Origin of the sequence: Rhodococcus sp. ZPP (assembly GCF_017656075.1) — a bacterium.
GTDB classification, from domain to species: domain Bacteria; phylum Actinomycetota; class Actinomycetes; order Mycobacteriales; family Mycobacteriaceae; genus Rhodococcus_F; species Rhodococcus_F oxybenzonivorans.
This window is the reverse complement of record NZ_CP058638.1, coordinates 6,256,539-6,277,302: the sequence shown is the minus strand read 5'-3', so window position 1 is coordinate 6,277,302 and position 20,764 is coordinate 6,256,539. Positions and strand designations below refer to the sequence as shown.

The 20,764-nt window shown below is 65.3% G+C and carries 22 protein-coding genes and 2 tRNA genes; 11 read left to right on the top strand and 13 right to left on the bottom strand.

Annotated features, from left to right (window positions below; translation table 11 throughout):
* Nucleotides 1-228: 228 nt before the first annotated feature.
* Nucleotides 229-420, top strand: a complete 192-nt coding sequence (gene rpmB, locus HYG77_RS28920; RefSeq protein WP_109330998.1) for a 50S ribosomal protein L28 — start codon at nucleotides 229-231, stop codon at nucleotides 418-420.
* Between the two features lie 122 nt (nucleotides 421-542).
* Nucleotides 543-1,343 (top strand): enoyl-CoA hydratase-related protein, encoded by an 801-nt coding sequence (locus HYG77_RS28915; protein WP_208961327.1) that lies wholly within the window; start codon nucleotides 543-545, stop codon nucleotides 1,341-1,343.
* 3 nt (nucleotides 1,344-1,346) lie between these two features.
* Here the strand turns inward: HYG77_RS28915 and HYG77_RS28910 are convergent, their stop codons facing one another.
* From HYG77_RS28910 to HYG77_RS28900, 3 genes are read right to left on the bottom strand one after another with little or no spacing between them, the layout of a single operon-like run.
* Nucleotides 1,347-2,024 carry a uracil-DNA glycosylase gene (locus tag HYG77_RS28910; protein ID WP_204164974.1) on the bottom strand — a complete coding sequence of 226 codons (678 nt, stop codon included), beginning with the start codon at nucleotides 2,022-2,024 and terminating at the stop codon, nucleotides 1,347-1,349.
* Nucleotides 2,021-2,542, bottom strand: a complete 522-nt coding sequence (locus HYG77_RS28905) for a gamma carbonic anhydrase family protein (protein ID WP_208961326.1) — start codon at nucleotides 2,540-2,542, stop codon at nucleotides 2,021-2,023. The genes HYG77_RS28910 and HYG77_RS28905 overlap by 4 nt, the downstream gene beginning before the upstream one ends.
* 9 nt (nucleotides 2,543-2,551) lie before the next feature.
* Nucleotides 2,552-3,529 carry a thiamine-phosphate kinase gene (locus HYG77_RS28900; RefSeq protein ID WP_109331005.1) on the bottom strand — a complete coding sequence of 326 codons (978 nt, stop codon included), beginning with the start codon at nucleotides 3,527-3,529 and terminating at the stop codon, nucleotides 2,552-2,554.
* Between the two features lie 193 nt (nucleotides 3,530-3,722).
* Between HYG77_RS28900 and HYG77_RS28895 the strand changes: the two genes are divergently transcribed.
* Together HYG77_RS28895 and HYG77_RS28890 are read left to right on the top strand one after the other, a co-directional pair.
* Entirely contained in the window at nucleotides 3,723-3,953 is a 231-nt protein-coding gene (locus tag HYG77_RS28895; protein ID WP_109331007.1) for an Lrp/AsnC ligand binding domain-containing protein, read from the top strand.
* Between the two features lie 2 nt (nucleotides 3,954-3,955).
* Complete coding sequence (locus HYG77_RS28890; RefSeq protein WP_208961325.1) at nucleotides 3,956-4,546, top strand: DUF3515 domain-containing protein; 591 nt, start codon at nucleotides 3,956-3,958, stop codon at nucleotides 4,544-4,546.
* Nucleotides 4,547-4,583: 37 nt separating this feature from the next.
* Here HYG77_RS28890 and HYG77_RS28885 read toward each other — a convergent pair whose 3' ends face one another.
* From HYG77_RS28885 to HYG77_RS28875, 3 genes are all read right to left on the bottom strand, one after another.
* Nucleotides 4,584-5,690 (bottom strand): D-alanine--D-alanine ligase family protein, encoded by a 1,107-nt coding sequence (locus HYG77_RS28885; RefSeq protein WP_109335186.1) that lies wholly within the window; start codon nucleotides 5,688-5,690, stop codon nucleotides 4,584-4,586.
* A 94-nt stretch (nucleotides 5,691-5,784) separates the two neighbouring features.
* A complete protein-coding gene (locus HYG77_RS28880; protein WP_208961324.1) occupies nucleotides 5,785-6,909 on the bottom strand; it encodes a cystathionine gamma-lyase in 1,125 nt (374 codons plus the stop codon).
* Nucleotides 6,910-6,913: 4 nt separating this feature from the next.
* A complete protein-coding gene (locus tag HYG77_RS28875) occupies nucleotides 6,914-7,912 on the bottom strand; it encodes an NAD(P)H-dependent glycerol-3-phosphate dehydrogenase (RefSeq protein ID WP_109331013.1) in 999 nt (332 codons plus the stop codon).
* A gap of 123 nt (nucleotides 7,913-8,035) precedes the next feature.
* Between HYG77_RS28875 and cofC the strand changes: the two genes are divergently transcribed.
* From cofC to HYG77_RS28860, 3 genes are all read left to right on the top strand, one after another.
* A complete protein-coding gene (cofC, locus tag HYG77_RS28870) occupies nucleotides 8,036-8,752 on the top strand; it encodes a 2-phospho-L-lactate guanylyltransferase (RefSeq protein ID WP_348273591.1) in 717 nt (238 codons plus the stop codon).
* Between the two features lie 66 nt (nucleotides 8,753-8,818).
* Complete coding sequence (locus HYG77_RS28865; RefSeq protein ID WP_109331017.1) at nucleotides 8,819-11,023, top strand: RNA degradosome polyphosphate kinase; 2,205 nt, start codon at nucleotides 8,819-8,821, stop codon at nucleotides 11,021-11,023.
* A gap of 34 nt (nucleotides 11,024-11,057) precedes the next feature.
* Nucleotides 11,058-11,993 (top strand): NUDIX hydrolase, encoded by a 936-nt coding sequence (locus tag HYG77_RS28860; RefSeq protein WP_109335187.1) that lies wholly within the window; start codon nucleotides 11,058-11,060, stop codon nucleotides 11,991-11,993.
* A 95-nt stretch (nucleotides 11,994-12,088) separates the two neighbouring features.
* Here the strand turns inward: HYG77_RS28860 and HYG77_RS28855 are convergent, their stop codons facing one another.
* The 3 genes from HYG77_RS28855 to leuC all read right to left on the bottom strand — a co-directional run bounded on the left by HYG77_RS28855 (nucleotide 12,089) and on the right by leuC (nucleotide 14,978).
* Nucleotides 12,089-12,763: an HU family DNA-binding protein gene (locus HYG77_RS28855; protein WP_208961322.1), complete on the bottom strand. Its 675-nt coding sequence runs from the start codon at nucleotides 12,761-12,763 to the stop codon at nucleotides 12,089-12,091.
* 157 nt (nucleotides 12,764-12,920) lie between these two features.
* The gene (leuD, locus tag HYG77_RS28850) at nucleotides 12,921-13,529 is read right to left on the bottom strand and encodes a 3-isopropylmalate dehydratase small subunit (protein WP_109331021.1); all 609 of its coding nucleotides are present in this window, start codon (nucleotides 13,527-13,529) and stop codon (nucleotides 12,921-12,923) included.
* Between the two features lie 27 nt (nucleotides 13,530-13,556).
* Nucleotides 13,557-14,978 (bottom strand): 3-isopropylmalate dehydratase large subunit, encoded by a 1,422-nt coding sequence (leuC, locus tag HYG77_RS28845; protein ID WP_208961321.1) that lies wholly within the window; start codon nucleotides 14,976-14,978, stop codon nucleotides 13,557-13,559.
* Nucleotides 14,979-15,116: 138 nt separating this feature from the next.
* Between leuC and HYG77_RS28840 the strand changes: the two genes are divergently transcribed.
* The 3 genes from HYG77_RS28840 (at nucleotide 15,117) to HYG77_RS28830 (ending at nucleotide 16,657) form a co-directional block, all read left to right on the top strand.
* Nucleotides 15,117-15,818, top strand: a complete 702-nt coding sequence (locus HYG77_RS28840; RefSeq protein ID WP_109331025.1) for an IclR family transcriptional regulator — start codon at nucleotides 15,117-15,119, stop codon at nucleotides 15,816-15,818.
* Between the two features lie 40 nt (nucleotides 15,819-15,858).
* On the top strand, nucleotides 15,859-16,377 hold the full coding sequence (locus tag HYG77_RS28835) for a PPOX class F420-dependent oxidoreductase (RefSeq protein ID WP_109335188.1): 519 nt from the start codon (nucleotides 15,859-15,861) through the stop codon (nucleotides 16,375-16,377).
* 136 nt (nucleotides 16,378-16,513) lie between these two features.
* Nucleotides 16,514-16,657 (top strand): DUF5302 domain-containing protein, encoded by a 144-nt coding sequence (locus HYG77_RS28830; protein ID WP_201453660.1) that lies wholly within the window; start codon nucleotides 16,514-16,516, stop codon nucleotides 16,655-16,657.
* A gap of 59 nt (nucleotides 16,658-16,716) precedes the next feature.
* Here the strand turns inward: HYG77_RS28830 and HYG77_RS28825 are convergent.
* From HYG77_RS28825 to HYG77_RS28810, 4 genes are all read right to left on the bottom strand, one after another.
* A tRNA-Glu gene (locus HYG77_RS28825) sits at nucleotides 16,717-16,789 on the bottom strand.
* Nucleotides 16,790-16,881: 92 nt separating this feature from the next.
* A tRNA-Gln gene (locus HYG77_RS28820) sits at nucleotides 16,882-16,953 on the bottom strand.
* Between the two features lie 137 nt (nucleotides 16,954-17,090).
* The gene (gene gltX / locus HYG77_RS28815) at nucleotides 17,091-18,566 is read right to left on the bottom strand and encodes a glutamate--tRNA ligase (protein WP_208961320.1); all 1,476 of its coding nucleotides are present in this window, start codon (nucleotides 18,564-18,566) and stop codon (nucleotides 17,091-17,093) included.
* Between the two features lie 73 nt (nucleotides 18,567-18,639).
* Nucleotides 18,640-19,413: a fumarylacetoacetate hydrolase family protein gene (locus tag HYG77_RS28810; RefSeq protein ID WP_109331029.1), complete on the bottom strand. Its 774-nt coding sequence runs from the start codon at nucleotides 19,411-19,413 to the stop codon at nucleotides 18,640-18,642.
* A gap of 114 nt (nucleotides 19,414-19,527) precedes the next feature.
* Here HYG77_RS28810 and HYG77_RS28805 point away from each other — a divergent pair, with 114 nt between their 5' ends.
* A complete protein-coding gene (locus tag HYG77_RS28805; protein WP_208961319.1) occupies nucleotides 19,528-20,754 on the top strand; it encodes an MFS transporter in 1,227 nt (408 codons plus the stop codon).
* Nucleotides 20,755-20,764: the final 10 nt, after the last annotated feature.

Here is a 20,764-nt window from a genome sequence, read left to right as displayed (position 1 = left end):
TCAGGAACCACTGGCATCCTCTCTCACGGGTTCAATCGAAGGTGCCGTCAGACTAGTCGCGGGACGCCGATCGAGTCTGACGTGCTCGGCCATCCGGCCGAGTTTGGCCAATCAGCACTCGAGCGGCTACTCTTGCACGGTTGCCTCGTAAGGGCCGCGATCACTGCGGCCTGCCTACGTGGGGCCAGTTAAATTTCACAGTTCACTATCTTGAAGGAGTTCGCGACTATGGCTGCCGTCTGCGACGTATGCGCCAAGGGGCCCGGCTTCGGTAAGTCGGTCTCGCACTCGCACCGGCGTACCAATCGTCGCTGGAACCCGAACATTCAGACTGTTCGTGCCGAAGTTGCCCCCGGAAACACCCGGAAGCTCAACGTCTGCACGTCCTGCCTGAAGGCTGGAAAGGTTGCTCGGGGCTGACCCCGACGCTGCGTGTGTTCCGAAGCCCCCGACACCTCGGTGCCGGGGGCTTCGTCATATCGCATCCATGCAGCACATCGGGTCGTGGTGATGGCGGGTCGGGCGCCACGTAGGGTGCAACCGTGACTTCTCTCGATGGACTCAGCAAAGTACAGCTCGACGAGGGCGTGCTCCGCATCACGATTTCGACCGCCGACAACGGCACATCGCTGGACGGCGAAGGCCTCGATCAGGGCACACGTGCCCTCGACGCCGTGGGCGATCGGATCGGCAGCGTTCTCCTCGTCGGCGAGGGGCCGAACTTCTGTGCCGGCGGTAATGTCCGCGCCTTCGCCGCCGCACCCGTGCGCAGCGAGTACGTCGCCGAGATCGCGCGCGTCTTCCACGCCTTCGTGCGCGCTCTCGACGCGGTGACCGTTCCGGTGATCGCCGGTGTGCATGGGTGGGCTGCGGGCGCGGGAATGAGCCTCGTCTGCCTCGCCGATGTCGCGATCGGCGGGCCCGGCACCAAGATGCGGCCGGCGTACCCCTCGATCGGTTACACACCGGACGGCGGCATGTCGTGGACTCTTCCGCGGATCGTCGGCATCGCCCGTGCTCGCGAAATCCTGCTGACCGATGCGGTTCTCAGCGGCGACGAGGCAGTGCGCCTCGGAATTCTCAGCCGCTTGGTCGGTGACGACGTGGTACAGGACGAGGCGCTTCGACTCGCGCGAACCCTGGCTGCGGGTCCGACCTCCTCGTACTCCGGGATCAAGACTCTGCTCTCCGCATCGACGACACGCACTCTGGCAGAGCAACTCGACGTGGAGGCCGCCTCGATCGCCGTCGCAGCCGACAGCCCGATCGGACGTGAAGGCGTCGATGCCTTCGTCGAGAAGAGACGCGCAGACTTCGCATCGATCAAGGAAGTGCGGGCGTAAACGCTAGGGCAGTTCCCAATTCACGGGTTCGGCGCCGAGGCTGTCGAGCAGTTCGTTCGCTCTGCTGAACGGACGTGAACCGAAGAATCCTCGCGACGCGGACAGCGGTGAAGGGTGAGCGCTCTCGATCGTCGGCACGTCTGCAAGCATCGGCTTCAAGGTGGACGCGTCCCGGCCCCAGAGAATGGCGACGAGGGGTTCGGTTCGCTCCACCAACGCGCGAATTGCCTGTTCCGTGACAGCTTCCCACCCCTTCCGCCGATGGGAGGCAGGAAGTCCGGGCTGGACGGTCAGGACCCTGTTCAACAGCAACACGCCCTGACGAGACCACGGTGTCAGATCTCCCGTGGACGGCGTCGGAAAACCGAGGTCCTTGCTGTACTCGGCGAAGATGTTGCCGAGACTGCGGGGAACGGGTCGCACGTCGGGCGCCACCGAGAAGCTGAGCCCCACGGCGTGCCCGGGAGTTGGATACGGGTCCTGACCGACGATCAGCACCTTCACCTCGGCGAAGGGGTGCGTGAACGCGCGCAACACGTTGTCGCCGGACGGAAGATACTCCCTGCCCTCGGCAATCTCCGCGCGGAGGAATGCACCCATCTCGGTGATGCGATCGGCTGCCGGAGCGAGAGCCTCGGCCCAGCCGGCCTCGACCAGATCGGATAGCGGCGCAGCCATCAGTCGAGCCTACGCAGGGCGTCGCGGTAGTACGCCGCGTTGGCCGAGTACATCTTCACGTTCATTTCCACGTGCCCCTCGGGAACCTCATAGCCTTCTCGGATTTTCGCGGGCACGCCGAGTGCCATCCGTCTCGGCGGCACCTCGAACTTGAACGGAATGACAGCGCCCGCCCCGACCACGGAACCGGCCCCGATCACCGAACCGTTCAACACCACCGAACCCGACGCGATGAGGCAATTGTCCCCGATCGTGGAACCCTCGATGTGTGCCGCGTGTCCGACGACGCATCCGGACCCGATGACGGTGGGGTCGATCGGCGTGCAATGGATGACGGTGCCGTCCTGGATGTTGGTCCCGGCACCGATGGAGATGGTGCCGTAGTCGGCGCGGAGCACGGCCTGCGGCCACACCGATGCGCCCGTCGCGAGCGTGACGTTCCCGATCACCACCGCGTCGGGGTGGACGTAAGCGTCCGGGGAAATGTCCGGTTCCTGCTCGCCGAGTGCGTAGATAGCCATGGGTGCAACCTATACCGAGAAACTCTGCCAGCCGGAGGCCCCCGGCCACCGCCGGCCGTCGACCGTGATGCCCGTCCCGTCATGGACCGTTCCGATGCGAACCCAGCCCTCGGGTAGTGGCACGCCGGATGGGAAGGTGGCGGCGAAACCGTGGTCTTCTCCCCCGGTCAGTACCCACTCCCAGTAGTCGGTCCCCAGGATCGCAGCTGCGGACACCAGGTCCGGCGACACGGCGATGTCGTCCCGCGCGAGCGCCATCCCGACTCCCGACGCGGCGCCGATGTGCCCGAGATCGGCGAGCAGCCCGTCGGAGATGTCGGTCATCGAGTGTGCGCCCGCCTCGGCGGCGGTCCACGCCGCTGCATACGGTGGGTGCGGTACGCGGTGGGCGGCGAGAAGTCCGGGAAACCGAGTCGATTCCGCGAGGAAGAGGGCCAGACCACAGGCGGATGCACCCAGCGTGCCTGCGACAGCGACGACATCGCCCGCCTGGGCGCCCGAGCGAAGGACGGCGCGCTGCCCAGCGAGGTCACCGAGCACCGTGACGGAGATCACGACGGAATCCGCCTGAACCAGATCGCCGCCGACCACGCCCGCACCGAGTTCCTCGGCAGAATCCCAGATTCCCGCGGAGATACCGTCCGCCACCTCCACCGGGGTATCCGGCGGCAGACCGAGCGACACGAGAAACGCGGTGGGCCGCGCCCCCATCGCCGCGACATCGGCCGCGTTCTGGGCCACCGCCTTGCGCCCGACCTCACGCGGAGACGACCAGTCGAGCCGGAAGTGCCTGCCTTGCACCAGCATGTCGGTGGACACGACGACGCGGCCGTCTCCCGCCCGGACGAGCGCGGCATCGTCGCCGGGGCCGAGAAGTGTGGTGGGCGGCTGGACGCGACCCTCCACGGCGCGGTCGATCACGGCGAACTCCCCGACATCCGCGACGGTGCGGGGAACGGGGGAACCCGGGGTATCCGTTGGTGTGATGGTGTGCCTCCACGAGCGCCGTTGTGTCGGATCACCCGGCGCAGCGCCAGTGTGGCCGGTCGACGGAATGTGCGACTGCGGTACCTTTTAGCTGTTGCCGGGACTCTCCGGCACGTGACCGATCAGCGCGCCGAAGCACCCGCGACTCTACCGAGATCCATGCGGGGCGGAGCAGGGAAGGGCCGGAGCGAGAGTGCAAGCGTTCATCCTGATCCAAACCGAGGTCGGACGAGCTTCGGCCATCGCGGCGCAGATCGCGCAGATCACCGGGGTGCAATCAGCGCAGGACGTGATCGGGCCGTACGACGTGATCGCGCGGGTCAGCGCCGACGACATCGCGCCGGTGACGCAGGAGATCCGCCGAGTCCCCGGTATCACCCGCACCCTCACCTGCGACATTCCCGAGAAGCCGAAGACGATCTGAGCATGCCCGAACGTGAATCGCACCCGACCGACGCAGCTACCGATACCGAACCCGTCGAGCGGCGTAATCCTGCTCTCATCGCCACTGCGGTGGCGCTTCCGGTCGCGTTGGTGATCGGCATCGTCGTCGCCGCGGTCATTGCCGGGCGCAACCCTGCGAAATCCCCCGTGTCGCTGGGTCCGGTGCCCGCTCCCGCGGCTGCCTCCGCGGAGTGCACGGCGTTGATGGCCGTTCTCCCGGACGCATTGGGCGAGTACACGCGAGCCGAACTCACTCCACCGGCACCCGCGGCGACCGCGGCGTGGCAACCGGCCGAGGGTGAACCACTCGTTCTACGATGCGGCCTCGACCGTCCGGCAGAGTTCGACCAGGCGTCGTCATTGCAGGTGATCAACGGGGTGCAGTGGTTCGAGATCTCCGGGGAGAGCGCAGGAATCGACGCGAGCAGCTGGTTCACCGTGGACCGCGGGATCTACGTGGGACTTACCGTTCCCCGGGGCGTCGGACCCACGCCGCTGCAGGAAATGTCGGATGCGGTGTCGAAGGTTCTGCCACAGAAGCCGCTGGACCCCGCACCCGTCCCCAATCCGTGAACCACAGCGCGCGCAGCAAGCCGGGCGCGCACATCGTCTAGCGCAGCCCGGTGCCCCGGGCGAGCGCAGTATCGACCAGGGTGGACACGAGGGTGCCGTAGTCAACTCCGATCGCTCCCCACATGCGCGGATACATCGAGATCGAGGTGAACCCGGGCATGGTGTTGATCTCGTTGATGACCGGACCGTCTTCGGTGACGAAGAAGTCGACACGCGCGAGACCCTGGCAGTCGAGGGCGGCGAAGGCGCGCACCGCGAGAGCGCGAATGTCTTCGCTCACCGATTCGTCGAGTTTCGCGGGCACATCGAACTCGCACACATCATCGAGGTACTTGCTGTCGAAGTCGTAGAACGCCTCGTCGCTGCCCGACGCAGCCGGCATCCGGATCTCGGCGACGACGCTGGCCCGGACTTCGCCGTCCGGGAATTCGAGAACCCCGCACTCCACCTCACGTCCACTGATCCCCGATTCGACGATCACCTTGGGATCGTGCTCACGGGCGTGGGCGATGGCATCGTCGAGGGCGGCCCAGTCGGCGACCCGGGTGATACCGATGGACGAGCCCCCTCGCGCGGGCTTCACGAACACCGGCAGATCCAGGCGGGACTTCTGCTCCTCGGTGAGATTGTCGGTGCCCGGCCGCAGCACCACCTGAAATCCGATGGGCAACCCCTCGGCCGCAAGCAACTTCTTGGTGAACTCCTTGTCCATTCCGGCAGCGCTCGCGAGGACGCCCGGGCCGACGTACGGAATTCCGGCGAGCTCGAGCAGACCCTGGATCGTGCCGTCCTCGCCGTAGGCGCCGTGCAGGACGGGGAATACCACGTCCACCGAGGCGAGGATCTTCCCTGCTTCACCGTCGTCGAGAGCAACGAGATCGCCCGAGCGGGTGGGGTCGGCAGTCAGGGCCAACGCGGAACCCCCGGCATCGACGCTGGGCAGCGACCGGCCGCGGATGGACAGGGAGGCGGGATCGGTGGAGCCGAGAACCCACGACCCTTCGGTCGTGATACCGATCGGCACCACCTCGTACCGTTCGGGGTCGAGGTTCCTCAGGACGCTCCCGGCGGAGACGCAGGAAACGGAATGCTCGTTGCTACGGCCACCGAAGATGACGGCTACCCGGGTACGCGGTGTGCTCACGAACAAACCGTACCGCCGCCCCGCCGTGATTACCGCACCCACCTCCGATCGCCGATACTTCGCCGACCTCACGACTTCGAGCCGACAACCGCGGTCACACTCCCGACAGTGCCCGTTCGACGTCGGCAAGGAGATCGTCGGTGTCCTCGATCCCGCAGGACAGTCGTACGAACCCGTCGGGAACCGCATCTCCCCATCTCGCCCGGCGATCGGCCGTGGTGTGGAGGCCACCGAAGCTCGTCGCCGAAACGAGCAGTTCACTGCCTGCCACGAAGCGATGGAACTGCTCGGCGGAGCCGAGTTCGAAACTCACCAGTCCACCGAATCGGCGCATCTGCCCCGACGCGACAGCGTGGGAAGGATCACTCGCCAGGCCCGGATAGCGCACCCGTTGCGCCGCGGGGTGCGCGGCCACAAGGTCTGCGACAGCCGACGCGTTGGCGCACTGCCGCTCGAAACGCAGCCCCGCAGTTCCGAGACTTCGGTGTGCAAGCCATGTCTCGAAGGGTCCGAGCACCGTTCCCGACAAAGCTCTTTCCCGCTCCATCCCGGCGAGGAATTCGGCGTCCGATACCGCGATGTAGCCCATGAGGAGGTCGCTGTGCCCACTCAATGCCTTTGTGCCACTGGCAACAACGACGTCTGCGCCGAGTTCCAGAGGTTGCTGGCCGAGTGGGGTCGCCGTCGTGTTGTCGACGACGAGCACGGCCCCGGCATCCCGGCACCGCTGCGACAGCGCGCGTAGGTCGACGACGTCGAGGGACGGGTTGGCGGGAGTTTCGGCGACGACAACCGTCGTTCCTTCCGCCGACGCCAACAGCGCCGCGGTGCTCTCGCTCGCCATGTCCGAGGTCGTCACTTCGTGCACGGTGATGCCCAGCGGCTCCCACCGCTCCCGCGCGTAGGCACGGACTTGGTAGTACCCGTCCGCGGGAACGATCACCGTGTCCCCTGCCGTGAGAAGAGTGCGCACTGCGACGGTGACGGCAGACATCCCGGAGCCGACCACCAGTGCCCCGGAGGCGCCTTCGAGCATGGCGAGCGCCGATTCGAGATCGCGCCAGCCAGGATTCGATGCCCGGGCATACGTGTCCGACTCGGTTCCTTCGTCGGCGCTCAGCTGGTACGGGGCGGCAAACACCGGACCCCGCTGCATCGGAGACCCTGGATGCGCTTCTACCGCAACAGCTTTGACACAACGGGTGGAATCTCCGCTCACCCGGTCACTCCGACTTCGTACGACGGCCGAGCAACTGGCCGATCGCGTCCTGCACGACGAGACCTTCATGACACACGCGGTGCACGGCGTCGGTGAGCGGCATTTCGACGTCGTAGCTGGATGCGAGCGCCCGAACCGACGAGCAGGATTTCACGCCCTCGGCCACCTGTCCGTGAGTGGCCTCCTGCGCGGTCTCCATGGACCCGCCCTGCCCCAGCCGCTCACCGAAGGACCGGTTCCGCGACAGCGGTGACGAGCACGTGGCTACCAGGTCGCCCACGCCGGCGAGCCCTGCAAGGGTGGTCGGTTTTGCGCCCAAGGCAACACCCAGACGAATGATCTCCGCCAGGCCGCGCGTAATGATGCTCGCAATTGTGTTGTCGCCCAATCCACTTCCGGCTGCCATGCCGCACGCGAGGGCGATCACGTTCTTGCATGCGCCACCGATCTCGCAGCCGATCACGTCGGAGTTCGTGTACGGACGGAAGTACCCCGTGGCCGACGCCTTCTGCAGCGCAAGCGCGCGCGTCGAGTCGGTGCACGCGATCACTGTCGCCGCCGGTTGTTCGATCGCGATCTCGCGGGCCAGATTGGGTCCGGACAGGACGGCGACACGCCCCGGATCGGCGCCCGTGACCTGGACGATGACCTGACTCATCCGCATCAGTGTGCCGGTCTCGATCCCCTTCGCCAGGCTGAGGAGGGTGGCATCCTCGCCGATCATCGGACTCCACTCCGCCAGATTGCTTCGCAACGACTGGGAGGGAACGGCGAGAACGACGAAGTCTGCACCGTCCAGCGCAGCCGCCGCATCGTCGGTGGCAGTCAGCGTCGACGGAAGCGCGACGCCGGGTAGATAGTCGACGTTTTCGTGCCGCCCGGCGATCGATTCGGCGACCTCGGCGCGGCGCGCCCACATGGTGACATCGGTTCCGGCATCGGCCAGGACCTTCGCAAAAGCCGTCCCCCACGAGCCTGCCCCCAGTACAGCTGCCTTGCTCACACAGCCCCCTCATCATCGATTCTCTTCGTATCCCGCTCACAGTAGCGCCGATACCGGGGCACGACACCGCAGCGTCTGGACTGGACTGGCAAGATATCGGGCATGAGCACCGCGACTCCACCCGTGACGCCCCGCGCGCACGTACTGGTCGCGGTCAAAGAACTTCACGTGGCCAAGACCCGCCTGTCCGGAGTGTTCGACGTCGCCGACCGCACCGGCCTGGTGCTGTCGATGCTGCGCGACACCCTGACGGTGGTCCGTGACGTCGACTCCGTGGTGGGTGTCACGGTGGTCACGCCCGATGCGGCGGTCGCGCGTCTCGCGCGCAGCGTCGGCGCCCACGTCTATGCCGATCCCACATCGACGCCGGTCGAGGGCAGTGTGGACGAGCAGGGTAGCGAGGGAGACCAGGGCGAGCACGGACTCAATGCGGCGCTGGCAGCCGCGGCCGACCATGTTCGAAAGAATGAGCAGGGTGTGGATGTCGTCGCCCTGCAGGCCGATCTCCCGTCGCTGCGCAGTGACGAATTCGGCGAAGCTCTCGCTGCGGCCAGAACCGGCGGCCGATCGGTGGTCGTCGACCATCACGGAACCGGCACCGCGGCACTGTTCTCGTGCGACCCTTCCGTTCCGCTCGATCCGCAGTTCGGGCCAGGATCGGCCCGGCGACACCTCGAGTCGGGGGCCCGCCCGTTGCACGGGCACTGGCCGGGTTTGCGAACCGATGTAGACACCGCCGACGACCTGGATACCGCTCGCGCACTCGGAGTCGGGCCTGCCACGCGCGCCGCACTCGACGCTGCAACCCCTATCGCCGCTTCCCCGGGCGGAAAGTCGTAGCCGACGACCAGTGTGAATTTGCCCCATCGATTGTCCGCAGGAGTTTCCTCGAGGGATGATCGTGATGTGAGTAATGGCGAAGCACTCGACCGGCAGACCGACGTCGACGACAAGAACGGATCGCGCGACGGCACCCTCGTGGTGAACTCGACGAGCATCCCGATGGCGCCTCCTGCGGCTACGAATGCTCCCGCGAGCGTCCTCACCGAGGGACTGCCCGAAGATCGTTATCTCAATCGGGAACTCAGTTGGCTCGACTTCAATTCGCGTGTTCTCGCGCTTGCCGAGGACACGTCACTGCCGCTCCTCGAGCGTGCAAAGTTCCTCGCGATCTTCGCGTCCAACCTGGACGAGTTCTTCATGGTGCGGGTCGCGGGCTTGAAACGCCGGGACGAGACCGGTCTGTCCGTGCGTTCCGCGGACGGTCTCTCCCCCCGGGAACAGCTCTCGCTGATCGCAAAGCGCACCCAGGAAATCTCCGACAAGCATGCTCGGGTGTTCCTCGACTCCGTGCGTCCGGCGCTTGCCGCGGAAGGGATCTCCATCATCGGGTGGTCCGATCTCACCGACGACGACCGGGTACGCCTGTCGGTGCATTTCCAGGAGCAGGTCTTTCCGGTGCTCACTCCCCTCGCTGTGGACCATGCGCACCCGTTCCCCTACATCAGCGGGCTCAGTCTCAACCTCGCGGTGACGGTGAAGGACGCGGCCACCGGCGGCGAACACTTTGCTCGCGTCAAGGTTCCGGACAACGTGGGTCGGTTCGTCCGCGTCAACCGCAACGAGACCCCGTCTTCGATCGACGCCTTCCTCCCCATGGAGGACCTCATCTCGGCCCACCTCGACGTGTTGTTCCCCGGTATGGAGATCGTGGAGCACCACGCTTTCCGCATCACGCGCAACGCCGATTTCGAAGTCGAGGAAGATCGCGACGAAGACCTCCTGCAGGCGTTGGAACGGGAACTGGCCCGTCGGCGCTTCGGATCACCGGTGCGTCTCGAAGTAGCCGACGACATGACCGAGCACATGCTCGAATTGCTGCTGCGCGAACTCGACGTCGACCCGGGTGACGTCATTCAGGTACCCGGACTCCTGGACTTGTCGTGCTTGTGGCAGGTGTACGCGGTCGACAGGCCGGCCCTCAAGGACCGGCCGTTCGTGCCTGCGACCCATCCGGCTTTCGGCGAGCGGGAGACTCCCAAGAGTGTCTTCTCCACACTTCGCGACGGCGACGTGTTGGTGCACCACCCCTACGACTCCTTCTCTACGAGCGTGCAACGTTTCATCGAGCAGGCGGCGGCCGATCCGCAGGTTCTGGCGATCAAGCAGACCCTGTACCGGACTTCCGGTGATTCACCGATCGTCAACGCGCTGATCGCCGCCGCCGAGGCAGGCAAACAGGTTGTGGCTCTAGTCGAAATCAAGGCCCGGTTCGACGAGCAGGCCAACATCAAGTGGGCCCGCAAACTCGAACACGCAGGCGTTCACGTGGTGTACGGACTCGTCGGACTCAAGACGCACTGCAAGACCTGCCTCGTCGTCCGGCGTGAAGGTTCGGCGATCCGCCGCTACTGCCACATCGGTACCGGCAACTACAACCCGAAGACGGCCCGGCTCTACGAAGACGTGGGGCTGCTGACAGCCGCTCCCGAGATCGGCGCGGACCTCACCGATCTGTTCAACTCGTTGACGGGCTATTCCCGCAAGACCCACTACCGCAATCTCCTCGTTGCGCCCTACGGAGTCCGCCGGGGAATCATCGAGCGGATCGACGCCGAGGTGGCCCGCAAACTGCAGGGCCATGAAGCCGGAATTCGCATGAAGGCCAACGCGCTGGTCGACGAACAGGTGATCGACGCGCTCTATCGTGCGTCCAAGGCCGGCGTTCCGGTGGACATCGTCGTCCGGGGAATTTGCGCTCTGAAACCGGGAGTTCCGGGAATGAGCGAAAACATCGTGGTTCGCTCCATCCTCGGCCGATTCCTCGAACATTCCCGAATCTTCCATTTCCGCGGCGCCGACGAGTTCTGGATCGGCAGCGCCGACATGATGCACCGCAATCTCGACCGGCGCGTGGAAGTGATGGCGCAGGTGAAAGATCCCCGCCTCACAGCGCAGATGGCGGACATTCTCGATTCTTCCCTCGACCCCACCACTCGGTGCTGGTTGCTGCAGCCGGACGGACGTTGGGCGGCGGCACCGGCGGACGGTGAGGATGTGCGCGAGCACCAGGAGGCCATGATGCGGACGCGGATGGGTGGCGGATCCTGAACGCGACGACGGCGCGGCAGAAGGAAGGAACCCGTTGAGCATCTCAGGTGACAAGCCCGTCAGAGCCAACATCTTCGCCGCCGGTGCGGTGTTGTGGCGAAAATCTCCCGACAATCCCGACGAGACGGAGGTCGCGCTCGTTCACCGGCCGAAATACGAGGATTGGTCTTTCCCGAAGGGCAAGCTCGATCCCGGGGAGACCGCGGTCGTTGCCGCGGTGCGCGAGGTAGAGGAAGAAACGGGCCTCCGAGGACGTCTCGGTCGCCACCTCGGGGCATTGACCTACCCCATCCCCGGACACCGGCGATTGAAGCGCGTCGAATACTGGGCAGCCGAGGCGCGGGAAGGCGTTTTCGAGGCCAATGACGAAGTAGACGAATTGCGCTGGCTTCCCGTCCCCCAGGTCGCCGATCAATTGTCGTATCCGATGGATCGCAAAATTCTGCGCCGATTCAGTGCCTTACCTCCCGACACCGCAACAGTGTTGCTGGTACGCCATGCGAAGGCAGGGAGTCGGAAACGGTACAAGGGTGACGACAACACCCGACCGCTTGATCCGACCGGCGAATTGCAGGCAGACGCACTCGTCACGCAGCTCCGGGCTTTCGGAGCCACCGAGATTTCTTCTGCGGATCGCACGCGGTGCACACAGACCATGGAACCGCTGGCGCTCTCGCTGGACACCACGATCCGGGTCGAGCCGCTGCTGTCCGAGGAGAGCTACAAGGCCGATCCCGCCGCCGCACGGACCCTGGTGCGCAAAATCGCCGCACGCGGTGGAGTGCAGGTGATCTGCAGTCAGGGCGGGGTCATTCCCGATCTGCTCGAGTGGTGGGCGAAGACTGATGGTGTCTCACTACCGCCGGCGCGCAACCGGAAAGCGAGCACGTGGGTGCTCTCGCTCTCAGGCGGCAAGCTGATCGCAGCCGACCACATCGACAGCCCCCTCCCACTGTCTCGTCAAGACTGAGCTGCCCGAAGCTTCGACCGGGCAGCACACACAGGCGCCGACCACGAGATCGTGGTCGGCGCCTGCTGTCACGCGGAGCGCTGCGTGCGCGAGCTCTACTTGCTGCGCTTGGCCGGAGCCTTCTTGGCGGCGGTCTTCTTCGCCGTCGTCTTCGCCGGAGCCTTCTTGGCGGCGGTCTTCTTCGCCGTCGTCTTCGCGGGCGCCTTCTTGGCGGCGGTCTTGGTGGCCGTCGTCTTGGCCGGAGCCTTCTTGGCGGCGGTCTTGGTGGCCGTCGTCTTGGCCGGAGCCTTCTTGGCGGCGGTCTTGGTGGCCGTCGCCTTCGCCGGCGCCTTCTTCGCGGCGGTCTTGGTGGCCGTCGCCTTCGCCGGCGCCTTCTTCGCGGCCGTCTTCTTGGCGGCGGCCGACTTCTTCGCCGCTGCCTTCTTGGCCGCAGCCTTCGTGGCGGTTGCCGATGCACCGCGCTTGACCGCGGGACCCGTGGCCGGAAGCTTCTGGCCGCCAGCGATAACCGCCTTGAACTGGGCGCCCGGGCGGAATGCCGGCACCGACGTGGGCTTGACCTTCACGGTCTCACCCGTGCGGGGGTTACGTGCGACACGGGCCGCACGGCGGCGCTGCTCGAAAACGCCGAATCCGGTGATGGTCACACTGTCGCCGCGGTGCACTGCCCGAACAATGGTGTCCACAACATGCTCGACAGCTTCAGTTGCCGTGCGCCTGTCCGAACCCAGCTTCTCGGTCAGAACATCGATGAGCTCTGCCTTATTCATTGAAAATCCTCCGCGAACTAATGGCCCACCATTGGACCGACTACGAACTACGGTAAACCCGAATACCGCAGGAGTCTATGTGCCACGCCAATTCTCATACAACGCGGCACCATTCTCAGGGAATTGTTATCTGGCGGAGAGACTCGGATTTGCTCTGTCAGTCGGTCGAAACAGGCTCCGGAAGCGTCGTTGGTTTCCAAGAAGGCCTTGACTTTTCGAACTCAGAAATGGCCTCTACCTGCCGTAATGTCAATCCGATGTCGTCCAGACCCTCAATCAGGCGCCAACGGGTGTAGTCATCAATCTCAAAGGGCACCACAGTGGTTCCGGCCGTGACCGTCTTGTTTTCGAGATCGACAGTCAATTCGAGACCCGGCTGCTCGTCGAGCAACTTCCAGAGCAGTTCCACGTCAGACTGGGCCACCTGAGCGGCCAGCAGGCCGGCCTTGCCGGCGTTCCCACGGAAGATGTCGGCGAACCGCGACGCGATCACGACCCGAAAGCCGTAGTCGGATAGCGCCCACACCGCGTGCTCCCGGGACGACCCCGTGCCGAAGTCGGGACCAGCGACCAGAACGCTGCCCTTGTCGTACGGTGCGACGTTGAGAACGAAGGAAGGGTCGCCCCGCCACGCGGCGAAGAGGCCGTCCTCGAAACCTGTGCGCGTCACTCGCTTCAGATAGACGGCCGGAATGATCTGGTCCGTGTCCACGTTGGATCGCCGCAGCGGAACGCCGATACCTTTGTGTGTGCTAAAGGATTCCATCGAAAAATCTCCTAAATTCCTTGAGTCCTAGGCCAGATCTGCCGGAGCGGACAACGTTCCCCGGACCGCGGTCGCGGCGGCCACGAGCGGCGAGACGAGATGCGTCCGACCTCCCTTGCCTTGACGTCCCTCGAAGTTTCGGTTGGACGTGGAGGCCGAACGTTCCCCCGGCGCCAGCTGATCCGGGTTCATTCCGAGGCACATCGAGCACCCGGCCTGACGCCACTCGGCACCCGCAGCGGTGAAGATCTCGCCGAGTCCTTCCTTTTCCGCCTGCGCGCGAACCCGCATCGAGCCGGGCACAACGAGCATCCGGACGCCTTCCGCGACGTGGCGGCCACGCAGAACCTCGGCAACGGCACGAAGATCCTCGATCCGGCCGTTGGTGCACGAGCCGACGAAGACGGTGTCGATCGCAACCTCACGCAACGGGGTCCCGGCTTCGAGTCCCATGTAGGTCAACGCTTTCTCGGCCGCCTGCCGTTCGCTCTCGTCGGCGATGTTTGCCGGATCGGGAACGGCCTCACCGAGCGGCAGACCCTGCCCGGGGTTGGTGCCCCACGTCACGAACGGCGTCAAAGTGCTCGCGTCGATGTGGACTTCGTTGTCGAAAACGGCGCCCTCGTCAGTCTTCAGCTGTTCCCACGCCGCCACTGCGGCGTCCCAGTCGGCGCCCTGGGGAGCATGCGGACGACCCTTGATGAATTCGTAGGTGGTCTCGTCGGGTGCGATCATCCCGGCGCGGGCACCCGCCTCGATCGACATGTTGCAGATGGTCATCCGCGCTTCCATCGACAGCTTCCGAATCGCCTCGCCGCGATATTCCAGAACGTAGCCCTGACCGCCGCCGGTTCCGATCTGCGCGATGACGGCGAGAATGAGGTCTTTACTCGTGACACCGTCGGGCAATTCGCCGTCGACGGTGACGGCCATCGTCTTGAAGGGCCGCAGCGACAGCGTCTGGGTCGCCATGACGTGCTCGACCTCGCTCGTGCCGATTCCCATCGCGAGTGCGCCGAAGGCGCCGTGCGTGGAGGTGTGGCTGTCACCGCACACCACCGTCATGCCCGGCTGTGTCAGACCCAGCTGAGGGCCGACCACGTGCACGATGCCCTGATCGATGTTTCCCATCGGATGAAGACGGACACCGAACTCCTCGCAGTTCCGCCGGAGCGTGTCGACCTGAGTCCGGGAGATGGGGTCTGCGATCGGCTTGTCGATGTCCACGGTGGGAACGTTGTGGTCCTCGGTGGCGATCGTGAGATCCGGCCGGCGCAGGGGCCTGCCGGCGAGCCGCAATCCGTCGAACGCCTGCGGGCTCGTCACTTCGTGAACGAGATGCAGGTCGATGTAGATGAGATCGGGATTGTTCCCCTCACCCCGAACGACGACATGGTCGTCCCACACCTTCTCTGCCATGGTGCGTGCTTTCTCCGCCATCTTCTCCACCTCTGTGTGTCACTTCGCACAGCGGGCTTCGGGCCGGTCCGCGGTGCGCTTGATGTCGTCAGTCTCATCCCGGGCACGCACTCGACGGAAGCCGTCTGTGCGCTATGATCCCACCATGCGAGAAACTGGTATCGACCTATGAGACAGCATAGCGGCATCGGAGTGCTGGACAAAGCGGTAGGCGTGCTACATGCCGTGGCCGAGAAGCCCTGCAGCCTCACCGAACTGTGCTCGCGCACCGGACTACCCCGTGCCACCGCACACCGGCTGGCCGTAGGTCTCGAAGTGCACCGCCTCCTCACCCGGGACACGGACGGACTCTGGTGCCCCGGCCCAGGCCTTGCCGAACTCGCTGCCACAGCCAATGATCCGCTCGTGTCGGCAGCAGCGCTCGTGCTTCCGCGGCTGCGCGAGATCACCGGGGAGAGCGTGCAGTTGTACCGCCGGGAAGGCACCCAGCGCATCTGTGTGGCGGCCATGGAACCGCCGACCGGCCTGCGCGACACCGTCCTCGTCGGTGCCCGGCTTCCGATGAGCGCGGGCTCGGGCGCCAAGGTGCTACTCGCGTGGGCGGATCCCCAGACTCAGCGCGCCGTTCTTCCCGACGCCGCGTTCGGCGAACGCGTCCTCCTGGAAGTCCGTCGGCGAGGCTGGGCGCAGAGCGCCGCCGAACGGGAACCGGGCGTCGCCAGCGTCGCCGCGCCCGTTCGCGACGGGAACGGTTCTGTCATCGCCGCCATTTCGGTGTCGGGGCCCATCGACAGGATGGGTAGACGGCCCGGAGCCCGATGGGCGGCTGATCTCCTCGCCGCTGCGGAAGCGTTGCACAAGCGACTGTGAATATGCTCGGCCTCATCCGTACCGCGACAGGAGAGACATGATGGGCAGCAATCAGCGAGCACAGATCACGATGACGGATTCGGAGATCACCGAATTCGTCGACCACAGTAGGGTCGCGACTCTCGCAACGGTGGGTGCGGACGGCCGACCGCACCTCGTGGCCATGTGGTACGCCGTGATCGACGGCGAGATCTGGTTCGAGACCAAGGCGAAGTCGCAGAAGGCAGTCAATCTGCGGCGAGACGACCGTGTCACGATCCTCATCGAGGACGGTGACACCTACGACACCCTGCGGGGTGTGTCGATCGACGGACGGGCCGAGGTCGTCGACGATCCGGACGCGCTGTTTGCCGTCGGCGTCAGCGTCTGGGAGCGGTACACGGGCCCCTATTCCGACGAACTCCGGCCCGCGGTCGACCAGATGATGCACAAGCGGATCGCTGTTCGTGTGGTTCCCGACCGTGTCCGGAGCTGGGACCACGCAAAGCTCGGTCTCCCGGCCATGCCCGTCGCCGGGACCACCGCCGCCTACCTGACGCAGCCCGCTCGCCGACAGTGACGCGCGACGGCTGATTCTTCTGCCACTGCCGCGCCCCCGGGAAAAATGAGGGGCATTCTCCATTCCACCGGCGTAACTTCACACAGTGAACCATCTACCGAGGGAGTTCGCCGTGGCCGAAGCGAGTAACGAAGAAATGCGAAAGAAATTCCGTGAGGCACTCGAACGGAAGAATCATCAGGCCGGAATGTCCACTCAGCACAAGGACGGCAATTCCAAAGTGCATCACGTGCACGGCCCGGCCGATCACAAACGCGAATTCCGCCGCAAGAGTGGATAAGCGAGCACACTGACAGAAAAGAGAAACACCCTCCACCGAAGTGGAGGGTGTTTCTTGTGTAGCCCCGACGGGATTCGAACCCGCGCTACCGCCTTGAGAGGGCGGCGTCCTAGGCCGCTAGACGACGGGGCCAAGAACTTGGTATTGCACTAACCAGGTGTTGCTCTGGAAGCTCAGCAAGCATAACTTGCTGAAGTTCGGTAACAAAATCGGCCGAACTTCCGCTGGGGTACCAGGACTCGAACCTAGAATGGCGGTACCAGAAACCGCTGTGTTGCCAATTACACCATACCCCAATGGCCTGTTCGGACCGCTGAGCCGGAGGGCTCCGCGGGCCGCTCGGGCCGAAGAAGAGATTACCAGCCTAGTGGCGGGATTTACCAAATCGCCTGGTCAAAGGCGGTTTTTCTCATCCTTCGGCCGTCGGCCACTCTCAGTCGGCAATACTCGCGCGAGCTGAACGCAACCGGGACAGTGACACGTCGCGCCCGAGCAGTTCCATCGACTCGTAGAGGGGCGGGCTGATGTGCGAGCCGGTGATGCCGACTCGGACAGGGGCGAACGCCTTCCGCGGCTTGAGACCCAGTCCGTCGACGAGCGACGCCTTCAGGGCCTCCTCCAGCGACGCTGCATTCCACACCGCGAGAGCTTCCAACGAGGCCAGGGCGGCGTCGAGGACGGGCGCAGCGTCGGCACCCAGGGTTTTGGCTGCGGCGGCGGGATCGATGGTGAAATCGTCCCCGTCCACGAACAAGAATTTCAGCAGTCCCCAGGCGTCGGACAGCACCACGATCCGCGTTTGGACGAGTTCTGCTGCCGTCGCGAACACCGCCTCGTCGACCGTCTCCCCCAGATGTCCGTGCACGGTGAGGAAGGCGCGCAACCGCGCCGCGAAATCGGCGGGCTCGAGGAGCCGGATGTGCTCGGCGTTGATGGCGTCGGCCTTCTTCTGGTCGAACCGCGCGGGATTGGAGTTGACCTTCGTGATGTCGAAGGCTGCGACCATCTCGTCGAGCGAGAACACGTCGTGATCGTCGGAAATGCCCCAGCCGAGGAGGGCGAGGTAGTTCAGCAGACCCTCGGGCACGAAGCCGCGGTCGCGGTGAATGAACAGATTCGACTCGGGATCCCGCTTGGACAGCTTCTTGTTGCCCTGACCCATGACGAACGGGAGGTGGCCGAATTGCGGCGTGAAATCCGCCACACCGATGCGCTGCATAGCCTCGTAGAGGGCCAGCTGCCGGGGCGTCGACGAGAGGAGATCCTCGCCGCGCAACACGTGGGTGATCTTCATCAGGGCGTCGTCGACCGGATTGACCAGGGTATACAGAGGAATGCCGTTTCCACGGGTGAGCGCGAAGTCGGGCACCGTACCGGCCTTGAACGTGGTGTCACCACGGACGAGGTCGACCCAGCCGAGGTCGTGATCGGGCATACGCAACCGGACGACGGGCTTGCGCCCCTCGTCCAGATAGGCCTGGCGCTGCTCCGGGGTGAGATCTCGGTCGAAGTTGTCATATCCCAGCTTGGGATCGCGGCCGGCGGCTTTGTGCCGCTCCTCGACCTCTTCCGGCGTGGAGAACGACTCGTAGGCTTCACCCGCCGCCAGAAGCTTCCCGACCACGTCCAGGTGGAGTTCGCGTCGCTGGGACTGCCGGTAGGGCTCGTAGGGCCCACCGATCTCCGGGCCCTCGTCCCAATCCAAGCCGAGCCAGCGCAGCGCATCCAGGATCGCCTGGTACGACTCCTCACTGTCACGAGCAGCATCGGTGTCCTCGATACGGAACACGAACGACCCGCCGTTGTGGCGGGCGAAGGCCCAGTTGAACAGGGCGGTACGGACGAGCCCCACGTGCGGGGTTCCGGTGGGCGACGGGCAGAAACGGACGCGAACTTCGCTTGTGGTCATGGCTCACTTGGGTCGACGCTGGGAAAACGGACCTCTACAGGCTAGTCCGCCCCCCAGGTCGACACGAGAGCCGTCAGCGCTTTGCGGTCACGGGGTTGGTGAGTGTCCCGATACCACCGATGGTCACACTGACACTCTGACCCTCGACGATCGGCCCGACGCCTTCCGGCGTGCCCGTGAGGATGACGTCGCCCGGCAGGAGAGTCATGACCGCGGACACCCATTCGATGATCTTCGGAATGTCATGGAGCAGAAGCGAAGTGTTGCTGCTCTGCTTCACCTCTCCGTCCACCTCGGTCGTGATGTCGACATCCGACGCATCGAGCTGCGTTTCGATCCAGGGCCCGAGGGGGCAGAAGGTGTCGTGGCTCTTCGCTCGAGTCCACTGAACGTCCTGGCGCTGATGATCACGCGCCGACACGTCGTTGGCGGCCGTGTAGCCGAGAACGACATCGAGGGCCTTGGCCGCCGGGACGTCCTTGCACGGCCGGCCGATCACCACGGCCAACTCCCCCTCGTAATGAACCTCGTTCGAGGATTTCGGCAGCACGATCGCCGCGTCCGGGCCCACGATCGACGTATTGGGCTTGAGGAAGATCACCGGATCCGCAGGCGCTTCCCCACCCATTTCCGCGGCGTGGGCGGCGTAGTTCTTGCCGACACAGATCACTTTGCTGGCGAGTATCGGGGCGAGCAGGCGAACGTCGTCCAGTGGCCAGCTACGACCGGTGAAAGTAGGAGTGCCGAAAGGGTGCTCGGCGATTTCCCGGGCCGTCAGGGAGCCGTCCTCCCCCTCGATACTCACGAACGCAACACCATCGGGACTTGCCACTCGACCAAGACGCATGCCCGAGAGTCTATCGCCCGGCATCGGGCGGCCTCCGGCATTCCCACCCGGGAGGGTATAGACTCCGACCGTTCGCCAATATATGGGACCTTAATCCTAGATACTGAGATTGACATGACTGCAACGAACGTCGAGACCACCGCCGTCGGATCGGCGCGCAAGTGGTGGATGCTGGCACTCGGGATGTTTGCGCAGGCGGCACAGGCGGTCTTCGTCAACGGCGTGGCCTTCCTCATCCCGGAACTGCAGGCGAGCCACGGCCTGAGTTTGGCCCGCACCGGACTTCTCGTCGCCGCGCCCACCGTCGGCGTGATGCTGACGTTGATTGCGTGGGGCGCGCTGGCCGACCGGTACGGCGAACGCACCGTGCTCGCCATCGGAATGGCGGTGACCGCGGCCGCCGGACTCGGAGCCGCCTCGTCCGGATCACTCTCCGCCACGGGAGTGTCCCTCGTCCTCGGCGGTATGGCCGCAGCCTCCGCGAACGCGGCGAGTGGACGAGTCGTGGTCGGCTGGTTCCCACCCGAACGGCGGGGTCTGGCCATGGGAATCAGGCAGATGTCCCTCCCCCTCGGGATCGCGTGTGCTGCGCTCACCATGCCCTCCCTCGCACACGAACACGGCATCGGCTGGGCCCTGGCCTTGCCGACCGCCCTGTGCGCGGCCGCAGCACTCGCCTGCGCAATCGGAGTCGTCGACCCACCACGACCGAGTCGCACGTCGGCCGCGGGTCTCGAGATGCTGGCGAATCCGTACCGGAACAGCAGTACTCTGTGGCGAATCCACGCCGTATCGGTGCTACTCGTCGTCCCGCAATACACGGTATGGACCTACGCCCTCGTCTGGCTCATCTCCGAAAGGCATTGGGAGGCAACCGCTGCAGGCCTACTGGTGACCGTCGCTCAGGTTCTCGGCGCACTCGGACGGATGGCAGTCGGCGTCTGGTCGGACGCCGTCGGTAGCCGATTGAGGCCACTTCGCTGGGTGGCCGCCGCCGGTGGACTGTCGATGGCGGCGCTGGCCCTGTCGGATTCGGCCCCGTCCCTACTGGCGATACCGGCGCTCGTCGCCGCTTCCGTTGCCACCGTGGCTCCCAACGGCCTCGCATTCACGGCCGTCGCCGAGATCGCCGGTCCGTTCTGGGGCGGACGCGCACTCGGAGTCCAGAACACGGGACAATTCGTCGCTGCGTCACTGGTCCCGCCCACCTTCGGGGCGCTGATCGGAATACTCGGCTTCCCACTGACCTTCGCTATCGCGGCAGCCTTTCCGGTGATTTCCATACCGATGATCCCCCTGGCCGGGTCCGCAGACCCTGCCAGGGGGACCGGAGAAGACTAGAGACCACCGC

Excerpts from the sequence above, each read along its gene's own strand:
- rpmB (WP_109330998.1), top strand. The coding sequence starts at position 229 with ATGGCTGCCGTCTGCGACGTATGCGCCAAGGGGCCCGGCTTCGGTAAG.
- HYG77_RS28905 (WP_208961326.1), bottom strand. The coding sequence starts at position 2,542 with ATGGCTATCTACGCACTCGGCGAGCAGGAACCGGACATTTCCCCGGAC.
- HYG77_RS28890 (WP_208961325.1), top strand. The coding sequence starts at position 3,956 with ATGCCCGAACGTGAATCGCACCCGACCGACGCAGCTACCGATACCGAA.
- HYG77_RS28855 (WP_208961322.1), bottom strand. The coding sequence starts at position 12,763 with ATGAATAAGGCAGAGCTCATCGATGTTCTGACCGAGAAGCTGGGTTCG.
- leuD (WP_109331021.1), bottom strand. The coding sequence starts at position 13,529 with ATGGAATCCTTTAGCACACACAAAGGTATCGGCGTTCCGCTGCGGCGA.
- HYG77_RS28840 (WP_109331025.1), top strand. The coding sequence starts at position 15,117 with ATGAGACAGCATAGCGGCATCGGAGTGCTGGACAAAGCGGTAGGCGTG.
- HYG77_RS28835 (WP_109335188.1), top strand. The coding sequence starts at position 15,859 with ATGGGCAGCAATCAGCGAGCACAGATCACGATGACGGATTCGGAGATC.
- HYG77_RS28830 (WP_201453660.1), top strand. The coding sequence starts at position 16,514 with ATGCGAAAGAAATTCCGTGAGGCACTCGAACGGAAGAATCATCAGGCC.
- gltX (WP_208961320.1), bottom strand. The coding sequence starts at position 18,566 with ATGACCACAAGCGAAGTTCGCGTCCGTTTCTGCCCGTCGCCCACCGGA.
- HYG77_RS28810 (WP_109331029.1), bottom strand. The coding sequence starts at position 19,413 with ATGCGTCTTGGTCGAGTGGCAAGTCCCGATGGTGTTGCGTTCGTGAGT.
- HYG77_RS28805 (WP_208961319.1), top strand. The coding sequence starts at position 19,528 with ATGACTGCAACGAACGTCGAGACCACCGCCGTCGGATCGGCGCGCAAG.